We start from the raw sequence: 17,772 nt of genomic DNA, 5'->3' as shown, positions 1-17,772 counted from the left end.
TTCAGCGAGCCTCAAATACGCTGCTATCGGTAATCGCCTGAACGTTAACTTTGTTGGGCAAGATAGCCAGCGAAGAGAAAAGATCGGCGACCTGCTGTACGCGAGCCACATCCTCCGTTGAGACCGGCCGTATACCGTGCGAAATCCGCGCGGTTATGGCTTTGGACTCTTCCGGCGAGAGTCGGGTCAGCGTCGAATAAACCTGATTATATTCCGCAGGATGAGCAATCCCCCACGCACGCGCTTTTGCCAGACGACGGGCGAAATCGGCAATCGCCAGACGCTTTTGCGGATCTTTCAGCGAGCTGCCGGTGGCGGTGACAAACGAAAGCGCGGTCGTTAATCCTTTACTGTCGCGCAACAGGCGCGCGCCATGCTGCTCTGCTATGCCCAGATAGGGATCGAAAGTAGCCCATGCGGTGATTTGTCCGGAATTAAAGGCCGCGCTGGCGTCGGTTGGCAATACAAAGCGGACGGAAACATCCTTTTGCGGCACGCTGGCTTCTTTTAGCGCGCCATACAACAGATGCTGAGAGATACTGCCGCGTGCCGATGAAACGACCACCGTTTTCCCCGCCAGCTCTTTTACGCTATGTACAGGTGAATCGGCGGGAACAATCAGACCGTTCGCGCTGTTGTCGCCTACGTTAGTGGCGATAATTTTCAGATCGACGCCGCCGGAAGCCGCCATCAACACCGGCAGATCGCCAGCGTAAGAAGTATCGACAGCGCCAGCACGCTGCGCTTCAAATAACGGCGCAGCACCCTGAAAATTGGCCCAGCGATAGTGATAAGGCGCATCTTTCATTACGCCAGAGGCTTCGACCAGAGAGCGTAAGTTGCGCGCCTGATCGCCAAGCACCAGCGTTACCTCTTCCTCTTTTGCCATACTGGCGGCAGCCACGGCGCTAAGCAGCAGCGCCAGAACGATTTTTCCCGCTTTCATTTTCCTTCCTTAAAGCGCATTGCGCTGCAGCTGACGTATGTAGGCATCCCAGTGCAGCAGATATCTTTTATTTTTGATAGCGTCATCAAATACCTGCGCGGCTTTTTCCGATACGTCATCAGGGACAATAGTGAGTTCAGCGCCACCGCTCTGGGCAGCCAGCTGCGCCACGCAGGCACGTTCAAGGTAATAAAGGTTATAAAAGGCCTCTTCCAGATCCCGCCCACAGGTTAGCAGGCCATGATTACGCAGGATCAGCGCGTTCAGATCGCCAAGATCGGCGACGATTCGCTGCTGTTCATCCAGATCCAGCGCAATCCCTTCATAGTCGTGGTAAGCCAGTCGGCGGTAAAAGCGCATGCTGTGTTGTGAAATCATCAGCAGGCCATTTTTTTGCGCCGCTACGCCAATACCTGCGGCCGTATGGGTATGCAGTACGGCATGCGTTTCCGGTCGGGCGCGATGAATAGCGCTGTGAATGACATAACCTGCAGGATTTATCCCCAGTCCGGTGGGATCGTCAATAATTTCGCCATCCAGATCGACCTTTACCAGCGTTTCCGGCGCGATTTCATCAAACGTTTGCCCATACGCATTAATTAAAAAATGAGGCTTATCGCCCGGCACACGTAATGAAAAATGGGTGTAAATATGATCTGTCCAGCGCAGGCGCGCCGCCAGATGGTAACACTGTGCCAGTTTGGTTCGAGCCTGCCACTCCGCGTCGGTAATACGCGCGCGAAGTGATTCAGCAGGATGCAGTGCGCCAGTCATAAATTCTCCTGATTTACCAGCGTGATGGACGGCCGAAGCCCTGTCCTGGCATCCTGACACGAAAGGATCGGCAGACGGAAATGACGAATATAAGAATAAATTGCATAAAATTGACTAAGTCAGGATGGGCAGCGTGACGTTTAAACTTTTTCTTTCGTGACGTGCTACCTTAAGATTTTCTTCAGGCACCGAGGCGCCGTTAACAGAGGTCCATCATGGATTCGCCGAAAAAAAAACGCGCGCGAAAGATAACTATTCTGGCTACCGCAGGCCTGCTACCGCTAATTCTTTGCGTCATTTTTACCTGGGTCGACGCCAGACATAGCGTTCAACGCCAGCAGGAGGCAACGGCAGACATGCTGCTGGCTCACGCCGAGACGATCAGCGATCAGGCATGGAATATGATCGATCAGCTGCGCCGTTTTTCCGGTAAACAATGCGACGATGTTAATGAAGATTTACGGCAATATGCGGCGCTTTATCCCTATTTTCGCGCCGTTGGCGTAATGCAGGACGGCCTGGTGACCTGCTCTTCTGCTTTTGGCAGCAGCCATAGCGATATCAAGACCATGCTTTTACGGCCGCCGCCGGAAAACCGTAAAGCCTGGTGGATGCTTTCGGTTGCCGGTACCCGGGCGGTAAAAGATCGCCCGGCGGTGATTTTTGTGCGCGATACGCCCAGCCAGTTCAGCACTTTTGCGCTGATTGACGGGCAATATCTGCTGGATTTTATGAATGCTATCGACAGGAATCAGGATAGTAGTATTACGCTACAGTTTGGCGGAGGCGCCATCCTTTATAGCGACATAAAGGATGGCGCTGTACCCGCTGCGCTGATGTTGAATAAAACGTCCAGCCGCTATCCCGTTACTGTGCATGTTACCTCGCCCGCCAGCGACGTCATGCGAAACTGGCGCCATGGTCTGCTTACCTTTGTACCGGTGGCGCTGATCCTGTCGCTGCTGCTGGTGGCCGTGATCAATAACTGGCTGGAGCGTAAGCTTTCAATACGTGACCGGTTACGTCGGGCCATAGTGCGTCGTGAATTTTCCGTGCAGTATCAGCCCGTTTACCATATAGCAACCGGCCAGGCCAGTGGCGTAGAGGCGCTCATGCGCTGGCACCTGCCTGACGGCAACCAGATACGGCCCGATCTGTTTATTGCCGCAGCCGAAGCGGAAGGTATGATCGTCCCGCTTACCCGTCATTTAATGCAGCTGATTGCCGAAGAAGCGAAAAGCTGGAGTGTTCCGCCTGACTTTCATTTGGCGATCAACGTGGCGGCCGAACATGTCCAGCACGAAGATTTTGTCAGTGATATCCGACAATTTGCTGCTGCGATGGCCACGCATCAATCCAGAATTACGCTGGAGCTTACCGAACGTAGCCTGCTGTCCGACGGCGAGGATGTTGTGCAAAAACTGCAGCTGCTGCGCAGCGAGGGGATCCGTATTGCGATTGATGATTTTGGTACTGGCCACTGCTCGCTTTCCTACCTGCAAACTTTCCCGCTCGACTACCTGAAAATTGACCGTGGTTTTATTAACGCTATTGAGTCGGTGGAAGGCGAAACGCCAGTGCTGGATGCCATCATCATGCTAAGCCACAAGCTGAAGCTGAAGGTGGTAGCGGAAGGGATAGAAACGCCGCTACAGCTACAATACGTTAAAGATCGCGGTGTGGTATTTATTCAGGGCTATCTGTATGCGCGTCCAATGGAAAGCAGCGTACTGATGGAGTGGCTACAGCAACAAGGTCAGCATCCGCTGGGCTAAAAGTGCGGAGCTGAATAATAATCTGTTACCAGAGATAATTAAATCAAATAGAGGAATGACGTAATGATATTCAATTACATTCACGATGCTTTAATATGATTCGCAATGCGGACTCCAGCGTTTCATCCGCTGACACTTTTTCCCGATGGAGCGGAGTTATGTCTGATTTTTCACGACGTCTGTTTTCCCGGCAATTAATTCTTGCCAGTAGATCCGTGATATTTTCAAATTGCTGTTGATATAAGTCAGTATGAAATCTATCGCTGTCCCCCGGAAAATTGCTTTTTACAACCCTTTGAAATAAAAGACGTATTCTTTTTATCCGTCGTTGGATCCTTGCTGCGACATGCTGAAAAAACAGTCGATGCCGTTTCGCTTCCTGCTGCAAATTTTTATCAACACGTCTGCCACATTGTAACCATTCATTCTGCCTGGAATAAACCCCATATTTACCAGGGAAAAAGAGTTGCGGCGAACGAAAAAATTTCAAATTGATTTCTATACTGTCCAGCCAGTAATTTTCAAAATCTGGTTTTATTTTATTATACATTGCGAGCTCCGCATAAATGCGGCTGGCAGTATTACTGATTGCGCCAGAGCGTGCAATACTAAATTCAATCAGGTGTCATATTAATATAAAGTTTTTAAAGCTATTTCTATTCCGAAAAATCCTGGACTAACCTGGCCCGGCGTTATTCATTCAGAGCCGCGCACTGTACACATTCAAGGCCGGCATACCCTGAGTGGGTCGATTGCAAAATGTTACTTCTGGTTACATTATCTGATTTCGGGTAGAAATTATGTTACGCGCCAGAGAGAGGATATAATGAAGGCAGACAGATATTTGGCAGTTGAACAACAAACCCGCTACTTATCTCTGTCTGTAGGGTAAAAGTCCGTACGCAATTTGTACCGTTCTGCCCGCATGGTGTCATAAGTGCGGCGCAAAATGGAAAAATTATCTGGGAAACAGTCAATTACAGGGTGTTTTTATATGAAGCTACGTAGGAAGCGTGTTAAGCCGATTGGCTTAAAAGACGTAACGATCATTGACGATGCCAGGTTACGCAAAGCCATTACCGCCGCGTCGCTTGGTAACGCCATGGAGTGGTTTGACTTTGGGGTATACGGTTTTGTGGCCTACGCGCTAGGTCAGGTTTTCTTTCCTGGCGCCGATCCCGGCTTACAAATGATAGCCGCGCTGGCAACCTTTTCCGTTCCATTCTTGATCCGTCCGCTGGGCGGCCTGTTTTTTGGCGCGCTGGGCGATAAGTACGGCCGCCAGAAAATTCTCTCTGTTACCATTGTTATTATGTCGGTCAGTACCTTCTGTATTGGCCTGATACCTTCGCACGCCTCTATCGGTATCTGGGCGCCGATTTTACTGCTGATATGTAAAATGGCTCAGGGCTTCTCCGTAGGCGGTGAATATACCGGCGCTTCTATCTTTGTCGCCGAATACTCCCCTGACCGCAAACGCGGCTTTATGGGCAGCTGGCTGGACTTCGGTTCTATCGTCGGTTTCGTTATGGGCGCGGGCCTGGTGGTACTGATTTCTACCGTGGTCGGCGAAGCGAGCTTCCTGGAATGGGGCTGGCGTCTGCCGTTCTTCGTCGCGCTGCCGCTGGGACTGATCGGTATTTATCTGCGTAACGCGCTGGAAGAAACCCCGGCTTTCCAGCAGCACGTAGACAAGCTGGAACAGGGCGACCGTGAAGGCCTGGCTGACGGCCCGAAGGTATCTTTCAAAGAGATCGCGACCAAACACTGGAAAAGCCTGCTGGCCTGTATTGGTCTGGTGCTGTCCACCAACGTGACCTATTACATGCTGCTCACCTATATGCCGAGCTATCTGTCGCATAACCTTCATTACTCCGAAGATCACGGCGTACTGATTATTATCGCGATTATGATCGGTATGCTGTTTATTCAGCCGGTAATGGGGTTAATGAGCGATAAGTTTGGGCGTCGTCCGTTTGTGATCATCGGTAGTATTGCGCTGCTGCTGCTGGCCATTCCTTGCTTTATGCTGATCAACAGTAACGTGATGGGGCTGATTTTTGCCGGTCTGCTGCTGCTGGCGGTGATTCTGAACTGCTTTACCGGCGTGATGGCGTCATCGCTTCCGGCGATGTTCCCTACCCATATCCGCTACAGTGCCCTGGCGAGCGCGTTTAATATCTCTATTCTGATCGCGGGCCTGACGCCAACGCTGGCGGCATGGTTAGTAGAATATACCGCTAATCTTTATATGCCAGCCTACTATCTGATGGTGGTTGCGGTGGTAGGGCTGATCACCGGTATCATGATGAAAGAAACCGCGAATATGCCGCTGCGTGGCGCTACGCCTGCCGCGTCTGATATCGCCGAGGCGAAAGAACTGCTGCAGGAGCACCACGATAATATCGAGAGCAAGATTGAAGATATTAACGAGCAGATCGCCGAGCTGGAAGAGAAGCGTAAGCATCTGATTAACCAGCATCCGCGTATTAACGAGTAAAGTACCGGAAGCCCGCAGCCGCGGGCTTTTTTCTGCCTTTTACCAGAGCCGCTTTTACCCTTTCCCGCTTTTATCGCTTGTCGCCAGTTGTCCAGTAGGTTCCCGTTTCCGGAAGCGGTAAGAATTCACGATTCATTTCCCGTAGCGTTTCGGCCGGATTCAAATCGTGAAACAGCCGGGGATGCAGCGTTTTGGCAATCATTTCAACCGTCAGCAGGTGCCACGGGCTAAGGTAGAAATTATGCCAGATAGCCAGCGTTCTCCCGTTGCGAACCGCCGCCAGCTGGGAAATGACGCTTTCGCCCGCCAGCGCCCGATCAAAACTCTTTTGCGCCGCTTCCGGCTTTACCTGTGGGCCAAGCTGTAGCCGATCTGGCTGCTGAGGACCGCTCATGCCCGTCGCCAGAAAAACATCGGGATTAGCCGCCAGCACGGCTTCCGGACTTAGCTGACCAAAGACCCCGGAAAACTTGCCGGCCGCAATATTTCTGCCGCCCGCCCATTCCAGCAAATCGGCCAGGTTACCGCGACCAACAGTTGTGCAGCAAACGTCACGGCGGCCAATATGCAGCTGCAGCATCACGCTGGGCTTGGGTGGATTAGCCTGACGCAGACGATCGCGAACCAGGTTCATATGCTGCTGGTAAAAAGCGATAAAGCGTTGGGCTTTCTGACCGTCATTTAGCGCTTCGCCAAGAATTTGCAGGCTTGGCACGGTGTTTTTCAACTGCTCGACGCGAGTATCAATATAGATTACCGGGATGCGCGCCGCGCTTAACTGGGCCAGTACGTTATCCTGCGTCGTCGGTTTTCTGGCATAAACCGGCAAAATCACCAAATCCGGGTGCAGTGCGATAATTTTTTCCACGCTGAACTGGCCAGGATTTGCGCCGCCGATAAGCGGAATTTTTTTAATTGCCGGAAAAGCCGCGGTATAGCGTTCCCAGGTCTGGCGATCGTAACGTTGTAGATCGTCAGGCCAGCCCGCTACGCGTGCCAGAGGGTTGCCCTTTTCCACCAGCGCAAGGGTGTAGAGTAACCGTCCTTCACCCAGTACGATGCGCTGCGGATTATCCGGCACCGTTACCTGTCGCTGCAAAATGTCGGTAACGGTTTTTGCCTGCACCAGTCCGCTGGCTAATAGCAGCAGCATAATCAGCGTTTTTTTCATCGGTTTTCCCGGCCGTTATTAAAAATCTACCGAAGCGGAGACGACGACTTCGCGCGGTGCACCTTCGCTAACACGCAGGCTGCCACCGCTGGATTCGTAGTACTCTTTATCGAACAGGTTATTCACGTTCACCTTCAGCTGCGTATGCTTGCCGACCAGCTTGCTGTCCCAGGCAACAAAAGCATCCGCAACCGTATAGTCCGGCATGGTAAAGCTGTTTTCCGGATCGCCCGCGCGGGAGCCAACGTAGCGCGCGCCGCCGCCAACGCGTACATCGCCAGGTAGCCAGGAGAAGCGCAGCGCATGCGTCAGATAAAGGCTGCCGCTGTTAGTCGGGGCGTTAACCAGGCGATTACCCACGTTCGCCGAATTAACGTCGTCCTCTACAATTTCCGTTTTGTCGTGGCTGTAAGTGGCGATTAAATTCCAGTCAGGGGCCAGCTCGCCGTTAATTTCGACTTCTGCTCCGGTTGAACGCGCCTTTGGAATATTGCGCGTGACGCCGTTAATCAGCACTGACATATCTTTTTCATCAATGCGATAAAGCGCCAGCGTGGCAGAAACCGCTGGTACCATCTGCCATTTTGCACCCACTTCATACGTGGTGCCCTTTTCCGTTGAGGCGACGTTACCGTCGTCATCTGTCTGGGTCGAAGGCGTAAACGATTTACTGTAGCTGCCGTAGAGCGATAAATCTGGTCGAATTTTATAAACCAGTCCCATCTGCGGCAGGAAAGCATCACCGCGATCGTTTAGCGTGGTTTGCGGATCGGTCCAGCCGCTGCTGGCCGTTTGGGTATAGCGCTGATAGCGTGCGCCCGCGACGGCGATCCATTTGTCGGTCAGGTGGATGCTGTCTTTAGCAAATACGGAACGGCTATAAAGGTTGGTGCGCAAATTACTCTGCGCATCGGAAACCGTGCTGGCGCTGACCGGCGGCTCTTCGCCATAGACCGGATCGTACATGTTGAAGGTTTTTGAAACCTTGCCGCGATAAGAGTATGCCTTGTAGGTTTCATCCTGCTCGTAGTCCACGCCCAGCATGACGTCATGCTGCATGCCCCAGATTTCCGGGCTGCCGCCGATATCCCACGAAAGATAAGTGGTCTGGTGATTGAAGCCGCGGTTGGCATCGGCGCGACGAGAAACGATGCCGGTAGTGGCGTTGATCGCCGTGGCGCGAACTTCGTTACTGTCATAGCGGCGCTGCATCCAGGCATAGTTGAAATGCGTTTCCCAGGTCTCGTCCAGGTTATAACCGTAATTGACATTCAACCGCTTGTTTTTGCCCCAGGCATGGTTGGCGTTATCGTCAATGCGCTCGTTGTACGGGATCTTCAGCGGCTTTTTATTGATAAACGCGGTGCCGCGATCGACAGGGATATCAAATTTATATTCGCTATAGCTGATGTTGAAGGAAGCCTTATCACCGTACCAGCTCAGTGAAGGCGCCAGCAGCGTGTGTTCATTCACGCCAAAGTTGCGCCAGTAATCTTCACGCTGACGTTCGGCAACCAGACGAAAAGCAAAGCCGTTCCCTAACGGTCCGGTGATATCTATGCTGCCCGCACCGCCGCCTACGCTGGTAGATTCACCGCTGATATGCGTATTCCATTCGTACTGTGGTTTTTTACTGACCAGGTTGATAATGCCGCCCGGATTAAGGATGCCGTACAGGAGTGAAGCGGACCCTTTCAGCACTTCCACATGATCGATGGTGGAATCCATCGACAATCCCTGGTTACTGCGCACGCCGTCAATAAAGATAGAGCCATCGGAATTACTGCCAAAGCCGCGTTTAACAAAACCGTCTTCTATGTTGCCCAGCGTATTGCCCTGGGCTACGCCGCTGACAAACTTCATGGCGTCGTTAACGGTTTTAACCTGGTAATCTTTTATCACCTGCGGCGTGACCACGCTGACGGACTGTGGTGTTTCACTACGCGGCGTGGCCGTTTTGGTCGCAGCCGTGGCGGTATCCTGACTGTAGCTGCCCGTAGGGGCTGCTTTGTCAGCGGTCACGGTCAGCGTTTGGTCTTTGCTGGTTGCGGCTATAGCAGAGGCGCTTAGCAAAGAAAGAGCGATATAAAGCGGCGTTTTTCTTTGCAGGCAAAAAACGCTGGCAGAACGTGCGGATGGTGTTTTCATCAATAAGGACGCAGGATGGAGTTATAATTGGCGCGAATGATAATAATTTTCATTGCCATTATCAATTTCAAAAATGAGCGCTGCCACTAAGCTACGGCAACAAAAAAGGGCCCGCAGGCCCGAAGCGTGGCGTCGATAACGACGCCAGCTTATTGAATTAAAACTTGTATTTCACGCCTATGTTGCCCGTATAGCCTTCCGAGCCTGGCCCAAAACTGTGCGAATATTTCATCTGTGCGTAAGCGCTTAAGTGCGCGTTGAGCTGGCTGCTGAGTCCGGCTCCGGCCTGCCAGTAGCCGCGACGAACATCCGGCGTCAGCGTTTCATTGTTCATATCAACGCCTGGCGTACGGCCCAGCAACTGCACGACATCCGCCTGCAGATAAGGCTTAAGTAACGGGCTATCGTAGTAAAGCCGTAGTCCCTCACGCAGCTGGGCGACCATCAGGTTTTGATCTTTCAGCTTAACGCCGCTGGCATAGGTCTGGCTGATATTCATATATTGCCCCATAGCCTGCAGCTGCGGCTCCAGCTTAAACTGCCCGCCCAGCGAAAGGGGAAGACTGGTTTCCACAGAGGCAACGACGCCGTAGCTGTCCATTTTCGCGCTGGTCAGGCTGGTAAACTCGTTGCTGTAGCGCGTCACCTGCACCACATTATCCAGGTAAGCACCTTCGTCATTCCACGCCGTCAGATAACCGCCAAGGCTATAGGTATTGGTGGTGATTTTACCGACATCGACAGAGAGTTCAGAACGTAAGCTACGCGCGGTGTCTTTGTTATTGCTGCGTTGATGGCCCAGCGTTATCACCGGCCCGGCGCTCAGATGCCAGCCGTCAGCCAGACTTTTAGTCAGAAGATCGCCGCCAAACTGCACAAAGGTCGTGTTGACGTTAAAAGAGAAGCGCCCTGCACGGTATCCGTCATGCCGACCAGAGACTCTTGCCCACATGGTGTCATCCTGATAAGCGCCCAGTCGTTCATGCCAGGTGCCGATAGCGGCAAAGCCGTAAGCGGCATTAAGATAAGGCGCGATAAGATAACCGGCGGTTTCTGGCCTGTAAGCTTTGATGCCTGGCGTCACGCTGTCGTCAATTTCCGGGGTATTGCCACCATCGGTTTCCGGGATATTGCCATCATCAATTCCGGGGACATCGCCATCATCAATTCCCGGAACATCGCCGTTGTCGATTTCTTCAGCATCGCCGTCAGCCTCATCCGGTGGCGTTACCGGCGTCAGCGAGGTCTGTAAATACCAGGCACCGTCACCAATCTTATGGAGCATGTACTGATAGTTACCCGCGACCACGGTGCCATTTTGTTTAAAATCGGCATTACTGGCATCGCCAGCTACCCGCACAACCAGAATACCGGCGTCCGTGATCCCGCCCGTGCCGCCTCTGTTGTTAATGGTCAAACCGTACTGCCCGGATGCGGTGCCGCTGACCAGAATTCTGTCCGTTGGCGAGCTGTCATCACCCAGCTGCGTACCCAGGGTAAAATTCCCTGAGTCGGTCAAATCGCCATTTACCGTTAAGGTACTGAAACCGGATTCGTTATTAAAAATCACCGAGCCGTTATTCAGCTGCAGCGTTTTAACGTCAGAGTCGCCCGTTACCAACCAGCTGCTCGCGGCATCAAGGATGAGCCTGTTAACGTTTTGCGTCGCACCCTGCAAAACCGAGGCGCTGTTTAACGACAGATTGATCTCGTTATCGTCACTTTCGGCGATAATATCCCCCAGCAGCCGGGCACGATCTTTTGCAGTGATGTTCACTTTTGCATAGGTCACCGTGCCCTCTTTTTCGACGATGTTTGGGACAGCACGTAATGCCGTGCCGTTGCCACCAGAGATAACGCTGTTGTTTGTCAGCGTCAGGTTGAGCGGCGTCCCCTTCGCCAGTACGCCATTGCCCGCCAGGCTATTTAACGAGACGTTGTCCAGCTCTACTGTGTTGGTCGCACTGCCTGAACTGTCGGCCGCGTACAAAGCGGCAGGAGATTTATCGCCTGTCCCCGCCGTAGTAATTGTGCTGTTGGCCAGCTTTAACGTGGCAAGAGAGGCAGACAAGCCTGGCGCATTTTCACCGGTTGTATTGATAGTAAGATTATCGCCGGTCAGGCTGGCAGATAGCAAAGCAGCGATACCTACGCCGCCCTTTCCCGTAGTGGAAATGGTGCTGTTACGAATTTCGCCTGTCCTGCTGTTTTTGGCCACTATGCCGTAAGCGTCTGTACCTGAAGTGGTTAAAGAGACGTCCGTCAGGTTAATAGTACTGTTGTCGGCATTTACGCCATGCGCCTGTGAGCCAGAAGTCCCTATTGCCGAATTGCTTATCGTTGCACTTGCGGTAGCGGCAAGAGTAATCCCCGATGCGTCATCTCCAAAAGTTGTTACCGGTGTGTTGACCAGCGTCAGCACGCCTGCATTACTTATCCCTACACCTGATGCGCTTGCCCCTTTGGTAGTAATGGCGGAATTCTCTAACGTTATTTTTCCTCCATGTGCTCTGGCACCATAACTCGATTCTCCGGATGTATTGACAGTGACATTGTCGCCCGTAATGCTCCCCTGCTTATCAGGATCGCTCGCTTCGGTATACATGCCAAAGCTTTCGATTCCTGACGTTGTTAACTTCGTGTTATTCAACTCGGTTGTGCCGAACTGTAGAAAAGCAGCATGGGAGCCGCTACCCCGGGTAGTAAAACTGGTGTCAGAAGCCTTTAAAGTGGAGAGCTTATTTGCTACCCATACTCCATGTGCCCTTTCCCCTGAAGTTTGATAGCTGCCGCCGCGAACGATAGCGTTTGATTCGACATTAACATCAATAGCCAGGCCTGATGTACCACGGGTCGTCACATTCACATTATCTAACGTCATATTTCCCCCCATACCACGCAGCGCGGTAAAGACGGAGTTAATAGTGCTGTTGCTTAGCGCTAACGTACTATTGGGACCAGAGGCATTTCCTGTCAAAATAGCAGCCCATTTGGCTGACTCAGTATCTATCGTCACGTTATCGGCAGTCATATAACCGCCATAGATATTAATTGCATGAGAGACGTTACTGCCGTTCAGCGTAATTTTTACATCGTTTAGCGTGGCTTTGGCATAATGATTCATTACGATACCGGTAGAGGCATAATCCGGTTGATTGCTGATAACGGTATTTTTCACCGTTAGCGTACCGCCATCGTTCACGCTTATTCCAGTTGCTCCAGCGCCTTCAAGTAACAAAGAACTGTCTTTAACAGAGACGTTGCTATTTTTTGCGTTAATAGCAAAGTTGCGCTTCCCGGATATGGAAAGCGTGCTTCCAATAATATCTATCGTGGCGTTGTTAACCGAAATGACCTGTCCGTCAATTCCCGTGAAGGATAAAGTTGCCTTATTCAACTTCAGACTGCCCTGGTCGATAATTTTAGCAACGCTTGTCGCAACACCTGACATGCTGAACGCCAGTCCGCTGTCGGTAACTAACCGGCTGTTTTGTCCGGAAGCCTGTAACGGTACGTCACTGATGTCCGTAGAGTCATAGCCTGAGGTTACCTGTAAAGTGGAACCATCCGTCACTACCCATGCGGCAAAAACAGAGAGTGGGGAGAGCGTCAGCGTGAGCAAACCGAGCGCAAAAGGCCGTGATTTCATAACCATAGTGCATCCTTTCATTAATATGGTTTTAAAACGATTAAGGGGTTGGCTGCTGTTTTAATGCGAGGAGGCGTTCCGGGGAAACGTTGTGCGATACGCTATCCGAAGCGTTTATTTTGAATTGACAGCGTAATGAGAATAAAACGGGCAACACCGCTTCCCATCCTTTAATTCTGGCCTTCCTGGCGCAACAATATTAATTGAATGGGCGCATAAGAAGAAGCGTTTTTTAAGCGCCGCGATAAAATAGCCTCAGCAAAAAGAGTGTGTTAATCGTCGATATAAGTCAATTGCGTTATTAAAACAGCTAACCGCCAACGGGAAAATCGGGGGTTCATTCCATAAATAGCCATAAGAAGAGAAGCGAAAACATGACCATTAATCTTCTTTTTTATATTTATAAAAACAATAATTTAAAAAACAACATTAATGAAAAAGCCAATTAAAGCTGCGAAGCGAAAAGACAATGCGTCGCTAATTAAGGAATTTTACAACTCCTTATTACCTACAATGCAGGCCCGTTATTTCCAGTAAGGAATCCGTCTGCGTTAGCCTTTCTATTATAACGGGTGCTATAAAACAAGATCTTCGTCAGTGAAGATCCCGTTTGCCCTACAGCGCCTGCGCGCAGGCCCAGGCAGAGCTCCAGGCCCACTGGAAATTATAGCCGCCCAGCCAGCCGGTCACGTCCACCACTTCGCCAATAAAATAGAGGCCCGGCACATCGCGTGCTTCCATTGTTTTAGAGGAGAGTGCGCTGGTATCAACCCCGCCAAGCGTAACTTCCGCCGTGCGGTAACCTTCCGTACCGTTGGGCTGCACGCGCCAGCTGTGCAACGTCTGGGTCAGTTCGCTTTGCTGGCGGCTGTTTAACTGCTTAAGCGTGCATTCCGGCACGCTGCCCAACAGCTGTAAACATTCTACCAGACGGCGCGGCAACACTTTTGCCAGCGTGTTTTTCAGGCTTTGATTAGGATGGGCTTCGCGTTCTTCACTGATAAAAGCATCAAGGTCGCGTTCAGGTGAAAGATTGACCGTCACGAACTCGCCCGGCTGCCAATAGCTGGAAAGCTGTAATACCGCGGGACCGGAGAGGCCGCGATGGGTAAATAACAAGGCTTCTTTAAATACCGTCCCGTCTTCCGCAGTCATTACGGAAGGCACCGCCACGCCGGAAAGCATTTGCAGCTGCTCAAGCAGCGGCTTATGCAGCGTAAAAGGCACCAGGCCCGCGCGCGTTGGAAAAACCTTCAGGCCAAACTGTTCGGCAAGTTTGTAACCAAAGGGTGACGCGCCCAAACCGGGCATAGAAAGACCGCCGGAAGCGATGACCAGCTTTTCCGCCTGTACCACGCTGCCGTTCAGCTCCAGCGTGTAATGTTCTTCGCGCGTTACCTTTACTACTTCGCTACGCAGTCTTAACGTCACCTGACCTGCTTCGCACTCTTTAAGCAGTAGATCCACAATTTGCTGAGCGGAATCGTCGCAAAATAGCTGGCCCAGCGTCTTTTCGTGCCAGGCGATATCGTGCCGATTCACCAGATCGATAAAATCCCACTGCGTATAGCGTGCCAGCGCAGACTTACAGAAATGGGGATTTTGCGACAGATAAGCCGCAGGCTCGGTATAAAGGTTAGTAAAATTGCAGCGGCCGCCGCCCGACATCAATATTTTGCGTCCCGCTTTTTTGCCGTTATCCAGCACCAGCACGCGTTTGCCGCGCTGCCCTGCCTGTGCGGCACAGAACAGGCCAGCCGCACCTGCGCCAATAACGATAACGTCAAACTTTTCCACAATCCGCTCCGACCTGCTGCGCAAAAAACGGTGATTGTAATGAGATGGGTCGCTTATCGCCAGCGTCATAAAAGCGTCATCTTAGCCCATAGCGGTAAACGTATGATTTTCATACAACTCAGGACCATTATTTGCTTCTGTTAACGTATTAATGTCAAAAAAAGTCTATATTTCACTTTCCCCAGGCGCGGTTTCTCGCTGATAATGCGCCGCGTTCATGTCCTCCAAAATGGCGTAACGCTTATGCTACATCTGTTTGCTGGTCTTGATTACCATACCGGCCTGTTACTCGTCCTTGCCCTGCTTTTTGTTTTGTTTTACGAAGCTATCAACGGCTTCCACGACACGGCAAATGCGGTGGCTACTGTAATTTATACGCGAGCTATGCGATCGCAACTGGCGGTAGTGATGGCCGGCGTATTTAACTTCTTTGGCGTACTGCTGGGCGGGCTAAGCGTTGCTTACGCTATCGTTCATCTGCTACCCACCGATTTACTGCTTAATGTAGGATCGGCTCACGGACTGGCCATGGTCTTTTCCATGCTGCTGGCTGCTATCATCTGGAATCTGGGCACCTGGTATTTTGGCCTGCCTGCCTCCAGCTCTCATACCCTCATCGGGGCCATCATCGGCATTGGCCTGACCAACGCGCTGCTTACCGGCACTTCGGTAGTGGACGCGCTGAATATCCCGAAAATGATCGGCATCTTTATGTCGCTGGTTATCTCGCCGATTGTCGGCCTGGTACTGGCCGGTAGCCTGGTGTTTATTCTGCGTCGCTACTGGAGCGGCAGTAAGAAACGCCGCCGTATTCATATGACGCCAGCGGAACGCGAGAAGATCGACGGCAAGAAAAAGCCGCCGTTCTGGACGCGCACCGCGCTGATCGTCTCGGCTATCGGCGTGAGCTATTCTCACGGTGCTAACGACGGACAGAAAGGCATTGGCCTGATCATGCTGGTGCTGATTGGCGTGGCGCCGGCGGGCTTTGTGGTCAATATGAATTCGTCGGGCTATGACATTACGCGTACCCGCGATGCGGTAAACCATCTGGAACAGTATTATCAGCAGCATGCTGATTCGCTGACCCAGATTGTGCAGATGGCTCCGCCTGTTGTACCCGCACCGCAGGAAAATCCGGGCGCTCCGCATGAGTTTCACTGCGATGCCGCCCGCGCGATGCCGGCTATTCAACGTGCTCAAGGCCTGCTGAGTAATCTGCAAAGCTACGACGCGTTAAACGTTGAGCAACGCAGCCAGCTGCGTCGTCTGCTGATGTGTGTCTCTGATACCGCCGATAAAACGGCTAAGTTACAGAGCACCACTGCCGAAGACCGCCGTTTTCTTGGCAAGCTGAAAGACGATATGCTGAATACCGTTGAGTACGCCCCTGTGTGGATTATCGTTGCCGTAGCGCTTGCGCTGTCGCTGGGTACGATGGTTGGCTGGCGCCGTGTCGCCACCACTATCGGTGAAAAAATCGGTAAGAAAGGCATGACCTATGCGCAGGGAATGGCTGCACAGATGACCGCTGCCGTTTCTATCGGCGTGGCCAGCTATACCGGCATGCCCGTTTCAACGACCCACGTTCTCTCCTCTTCCGTGGCCGGCACCATGCTGGTCGACGGCGGCGGCGTTCAGGGTAAGACGATTAAAAATATCCTGTTAGCCTGGGTATTTACGTTACCTGTATCGATCGTGCTGTCGGGCTGCCTTTACTGGTTAGCGCTGAAGCTGGTTCCCTGATTCATCAGCAGGAACAACAAGGCGGGGAATTTTCCCCGCCTTTTTTTATGCCTTAACGCCAGTAGCCCAGACCGTTTTATGCCTGATAAATAGCCCGGACAGGCTCTTCAATGCCAGATAAATAGCCCAATAAGGCTGATAAAGACCAGACCGCACAGCGCGCTGGTCAGGATAAACTGCCCGCGAACCCGCTCGCAGCGGCGGATAAACTCTTCGTCGTGATGATCGCGATAGCGTTGTAGCCAGATATAGCGCACCAGCCGCACCTGTTTACCCGGCTGGCCATGAGAAGTAAAAAACCCGGCCCCATCAACATACTGATAAAGCAAAGGATCGCAGCCTCGCAGCACCACCAGCAGCGCGCGCAAAGAAGAGAAGTAACGCGCCATATTAACCAGACAAACCACACAAAGAGCCCAAAAAAGTGCGATGGTGCTAATCATGATCTCCTCCACGGCGATGCTTTATCCGCAGCCACGACAATCAACGCTGCTCGTTTTCGCTTCGCCCACCCTAAGTTTGAATTGTTGTAACAGCAGCGTAGCTGTTCTGTATTTTTATTGTCTTCTTCAGTTTAGGAGATGAGATGAAATTTTTGCCAGCGCTGTTTGCGACCAGAATAAAAAAGAGAGGAAATTCCTTTTGATCCCGCTCGCAAACAGAAAGGGCAAACCGGGATTTGTTAACAATTAACGCTATACTTAAGAGATAAAAAATGCGCGGTTCCAGGCGCTCAGAACCCTGCCACATCGCACTAATTCAATGTGTTATGATGCCAGACCGCCTGCATATATGCGGCCGTACCGAACAAGGAGAGCGTTATGTCTTACAAACACATTCTGATTGCTGTCGATCTTTCGCCAGAAAGTAAACTGCTGGTCGCGAAAGCGGTTTCGATGGCTCGTCCTTACGATGCCAAAGTTTCGCTGATCCATGTGGATGTTAATTATTCGGATCTCTACACCGGTTTGATTGATGTAAACCTGGGCGATATGCAGAAGCGTATTTCCGAAGAAACCCACACCGCGCTGGCGGATATCTCCAACAGCGCAGGCTACCCTATTTCAGAAACGCTCAGCGGCAGCGGCGATCTGGGCCAGGTGCTGGTTGATGCCATCAAGCGCTATGATGTTGATTTAGTGGTATGCGGCCATCATCAGGATTTCTGGAGCAAGCTGATGTCTTCCGCGCGCCAGCTGATCAACACCGTGCATATCGATATGCTGATTGTGCCGCTGCGTGATGAAGAAGAAAGCTGATTTTAGC

Annotated in this window: 12 protein-coding genes; 4 read left to right on the top strand and 8 right to left on the bottom strand. The window is 51.8% G+C overall.

What is annotated here, in order from left to right; genetic code table 11:
* Position 1: 1 nt before the first annotated feature.
* Both ACMGGR_RS00595 and ACMGGR_RS00590 read right to left on the bottom strand, forming a co-directional pair.
* On the bottom strand, positions 2-946 hold the full coding sequence (locus tag ACMGGR_RS00595) for an ABC transporter substrate-binding protein (RefSeq protein ID WP_246762289.1): 945 nt from the start codon (positions 944-946) through the stop codon (positions 2-4).
* Positions 947-955: 9 nt separating this feature from the next.
* Positions 956-1,720: a class II aldolase/adducin family protein gene (locus ACMGGR_RS00590; RefSeq protein WP_246762291.1), complete on the bottom strand. Its 765-nt coding sequence runs from the start codon at positions 1,718-1,720 to the stop codon at positions 956-958.
* A gap of 215 nt (positions 1,721-1,935) precedes the next feature.
* On the opposite strand from ACMGGR_RS00590, the gene ACMGGR_RS00585 reads away from it, so the two are divergent.
* Entirely contained in the window at positions 1,936-3,495 is a 1,560-nt protein-coding gene (locus ACMGGR_RS00585; protein WP_246762292.1) for an EAL domain-containing protein, read from the top strand.
* Between the two features lie 70 nt (positions 3,496-3,565).
* Here ACMGGR_RS00585 and ACMGGR_RS00580 read toward each other — a convergent pair whose 3' ends face one another.
* A complete protein-coding gene (locus ACMGGR_RS00580; protein WP_246762294.1) occupies positions 3,566-4,045 on the bottom strand; it encodes a hypothetical protein in 480 nt (159 codons plus the stop codon).
* Between the two features lie 444 nt (positions 4,046-4,489).
* Between ACMGGR_RS00580 and proP the strand changes: the two genes are divergently transcribed.
* On the top strand, positions 4,490-5,995 hold the full coding sequence (proP, locus tag ACMGGR_RS00575) for a glycine betaine/L-proline transporter ProP (RefSeq protein WP_246762296.1): 1,506 nt from the start codon (positions 4,490-4,492) through the stop codon (positions 5,993-5,995).
* A 70-nt stretch (positions 5,996-6,065) separates the two neighbouring features.
* Here the strand turns inward: proP and ACMGGR_RS00570 are convergent, their stop codons facing one another.
* The 4 genes from ACMGGR_RS00570 to ACMGGR_RS00555 all read right to left on the bottom strand — a co-directional run bounded on the left by ACMGGR_RS00570 (position 6,066) and on the right by ACMGGR_RS00555 (position 14,760).
* Positions 6,066-7,166, bottom strand: coding sequence for an ABC transporter substrate-binding protein (locus ACMGGR_RS00570; RefSeq protein ID WP_414147924.1), 1,101 nt, complete (start codon positions 7,164-7,166; stop codon positions 6,066-6,068).
* 18 nt (positions 7,167-7,184) lie between these two features.
* On the bottom strand, positions 7,185-9,314 hold the full coding sequence (locus ACMGGR_RS00565; RefSeq protein WP_246762299.1) for a TonB-dependent siderophore receptor: 2,130 nt from the start codon (positions 9,312-9,314) through the stop codon (positions 7,185-7,187).
* Between the two features lie 157 nt (positions 9,315-9,471).
* Positions 9,472-12,969 (bottom strand): autotransporter outer membrane beta-barrel domain-containing protein, encoded by a 3,498-nt coding sequence (locus tag ACMGGR_RS00560; protein ID WP_414147923.1) that lies wholly within the window; start codon positions 12,967-12,969, stop codon positions 9,472-9,474.
* 609 nt (positions 12,970-13,578) lie between these two features.
* Entirely contained in the window at positions 13,579-14,760 is a 1,182-nt protein-coding gene (locus tag ACMGGR_RS00555) for an NAD(P)/FAD-dependent oxidoreductase (RefSeq protein ID WP_414147922.1), read from the bottom strand.
* A gap of 243 nt (positions 14,761-15,003) precedes the next feature.
* Here ACMGGR_RS00555 and pitA point away from each other — a divergent pair, with 243 nt between their 5' ends.
* Entirely contained in the window at positions 15,004-16,506 is a 1,503-nt protein-coding gene (pitA, locus tag ACMGGR_RS00550) for an inorganic phosphate transporter PitA (RefSeq protein ID WP_246762304.1), read from the top strand.
* 107 nt (positions 16,507-16,613) lie between these two features.
* Here pitA and uspB read toward each other — a convergent pair whose 3' ends face one another.
* Entirely contained in the window at positions 16,614-16,949 is a 336-nt protein-coding gene (uspB, locus tag ACMGGR_RS00545; protein ID WP_246762311.1) for a universal stress protein UspB, read from the bottom strand.
* Positions 16,950-17,327: 378 nt separating this feature from the next.
* On the opposite strand from uspB, the gene uspA reads away from it, so the two are divergent.
* Positions 17,328-17,765, top strand: coding sequence for a universal stress protein UspA (uspA, locus tag ACMGGR_RS00540; protein ID WP_246762312.1), 438 nt, complete (start codon positions 17,328-17,330; stop codon positions 17,763-17,765).
* The last annotated feature ends 7 nt before the right edge of the window (positions 17,766-17,772 follow it).

It is taken from the genome of Erwinia sp. BNK-24-b, from assembly GCF_047456155.1.
Lineage (GTDB): Bacteria > Pseudomonadota > Gammaproteobacteria > Enterobacterales > Enterobacteriaceae > Erwinia > Erwinia phyllosphaerae.
This window is presented reverse-complemented; position numbering and strand designations above follow the sequence as displayed.

Coding starts and splice junctions, on each gene's coding strand:
- ACMGGR_RS00595 (WP_246762289.1), bottom strand. CDS start 946: ATGAAAGCGGGAAAAATCGTTCTGGCGCTGCTGCTTAGCGCCGTGGCT.
- ACMGGR_RS00590 (WP_246762291.1), bottom strand. CDS start 1,720: ATGACTGGCGCACTGCATCCTGCTGAATCACTTCGCGCGCGTATTACC.
- ACMGGR_RS00585 (WP_246762292.1), top strand. CDS start 1,936: ATGGATTCGCCGAAAAAAAAACGCGCGCGAAAGATAACTATTCTGGCT.
- ACMGGR_RS00580 (WP_246762294.1), bottom strand. CDS start 4,045: ATGTATAATAAAATAAAACCAGATTTTGAAAATTACTGGCTGGACAGT.
- proP (WP_246762296.1), top strand. CDS start 4,490: ATGAAGCTACGTAGGAAGCGTGTTAAGCCGATTGGCTTAAAAGACGTA.
- ACMGGR_RS00570 (WP_414147924.1), bottom strand. CDS start 7,166: ATGAAAAAAACGCTGATTATGCTGCTGCTATTAGCCAGCGGACTGGTG.
- ACMGGR_RS00565 (WP_246762299.1), bottom strand. CDS start 9,314: ATGAAAACACCATCCGCACGTTCTGCCAGCGTTTTTTGCCTGCAAAGA.
- ACMGGR_RS00560 (WP_414147923.1), bottom strand. CDS start 12,969: ATGGTTATGAAATCACGGCCTTTTGCGCTCGGTTTGCTCACGCTGACG.
- pitA (WP_246762304.1), top strand. CDS start 15,004: ATGCTACATCTGTTTGCTGGTCTTGATTACCATACCGGCCTGTTACTC.
- uspB (WP_246762311.1), bottom strand. CDS start 16,949: ATGATTAGCACCATCGCACTTTTTTGGGCTCTTTGTGTGGTTTGTCTG.
- uspA (WP_246762312.1), top strand. CDS start 17,328: ATGTCTTACAAACACATTCTGATTGCTGTCGATCTTTCGCCAGAAAGT.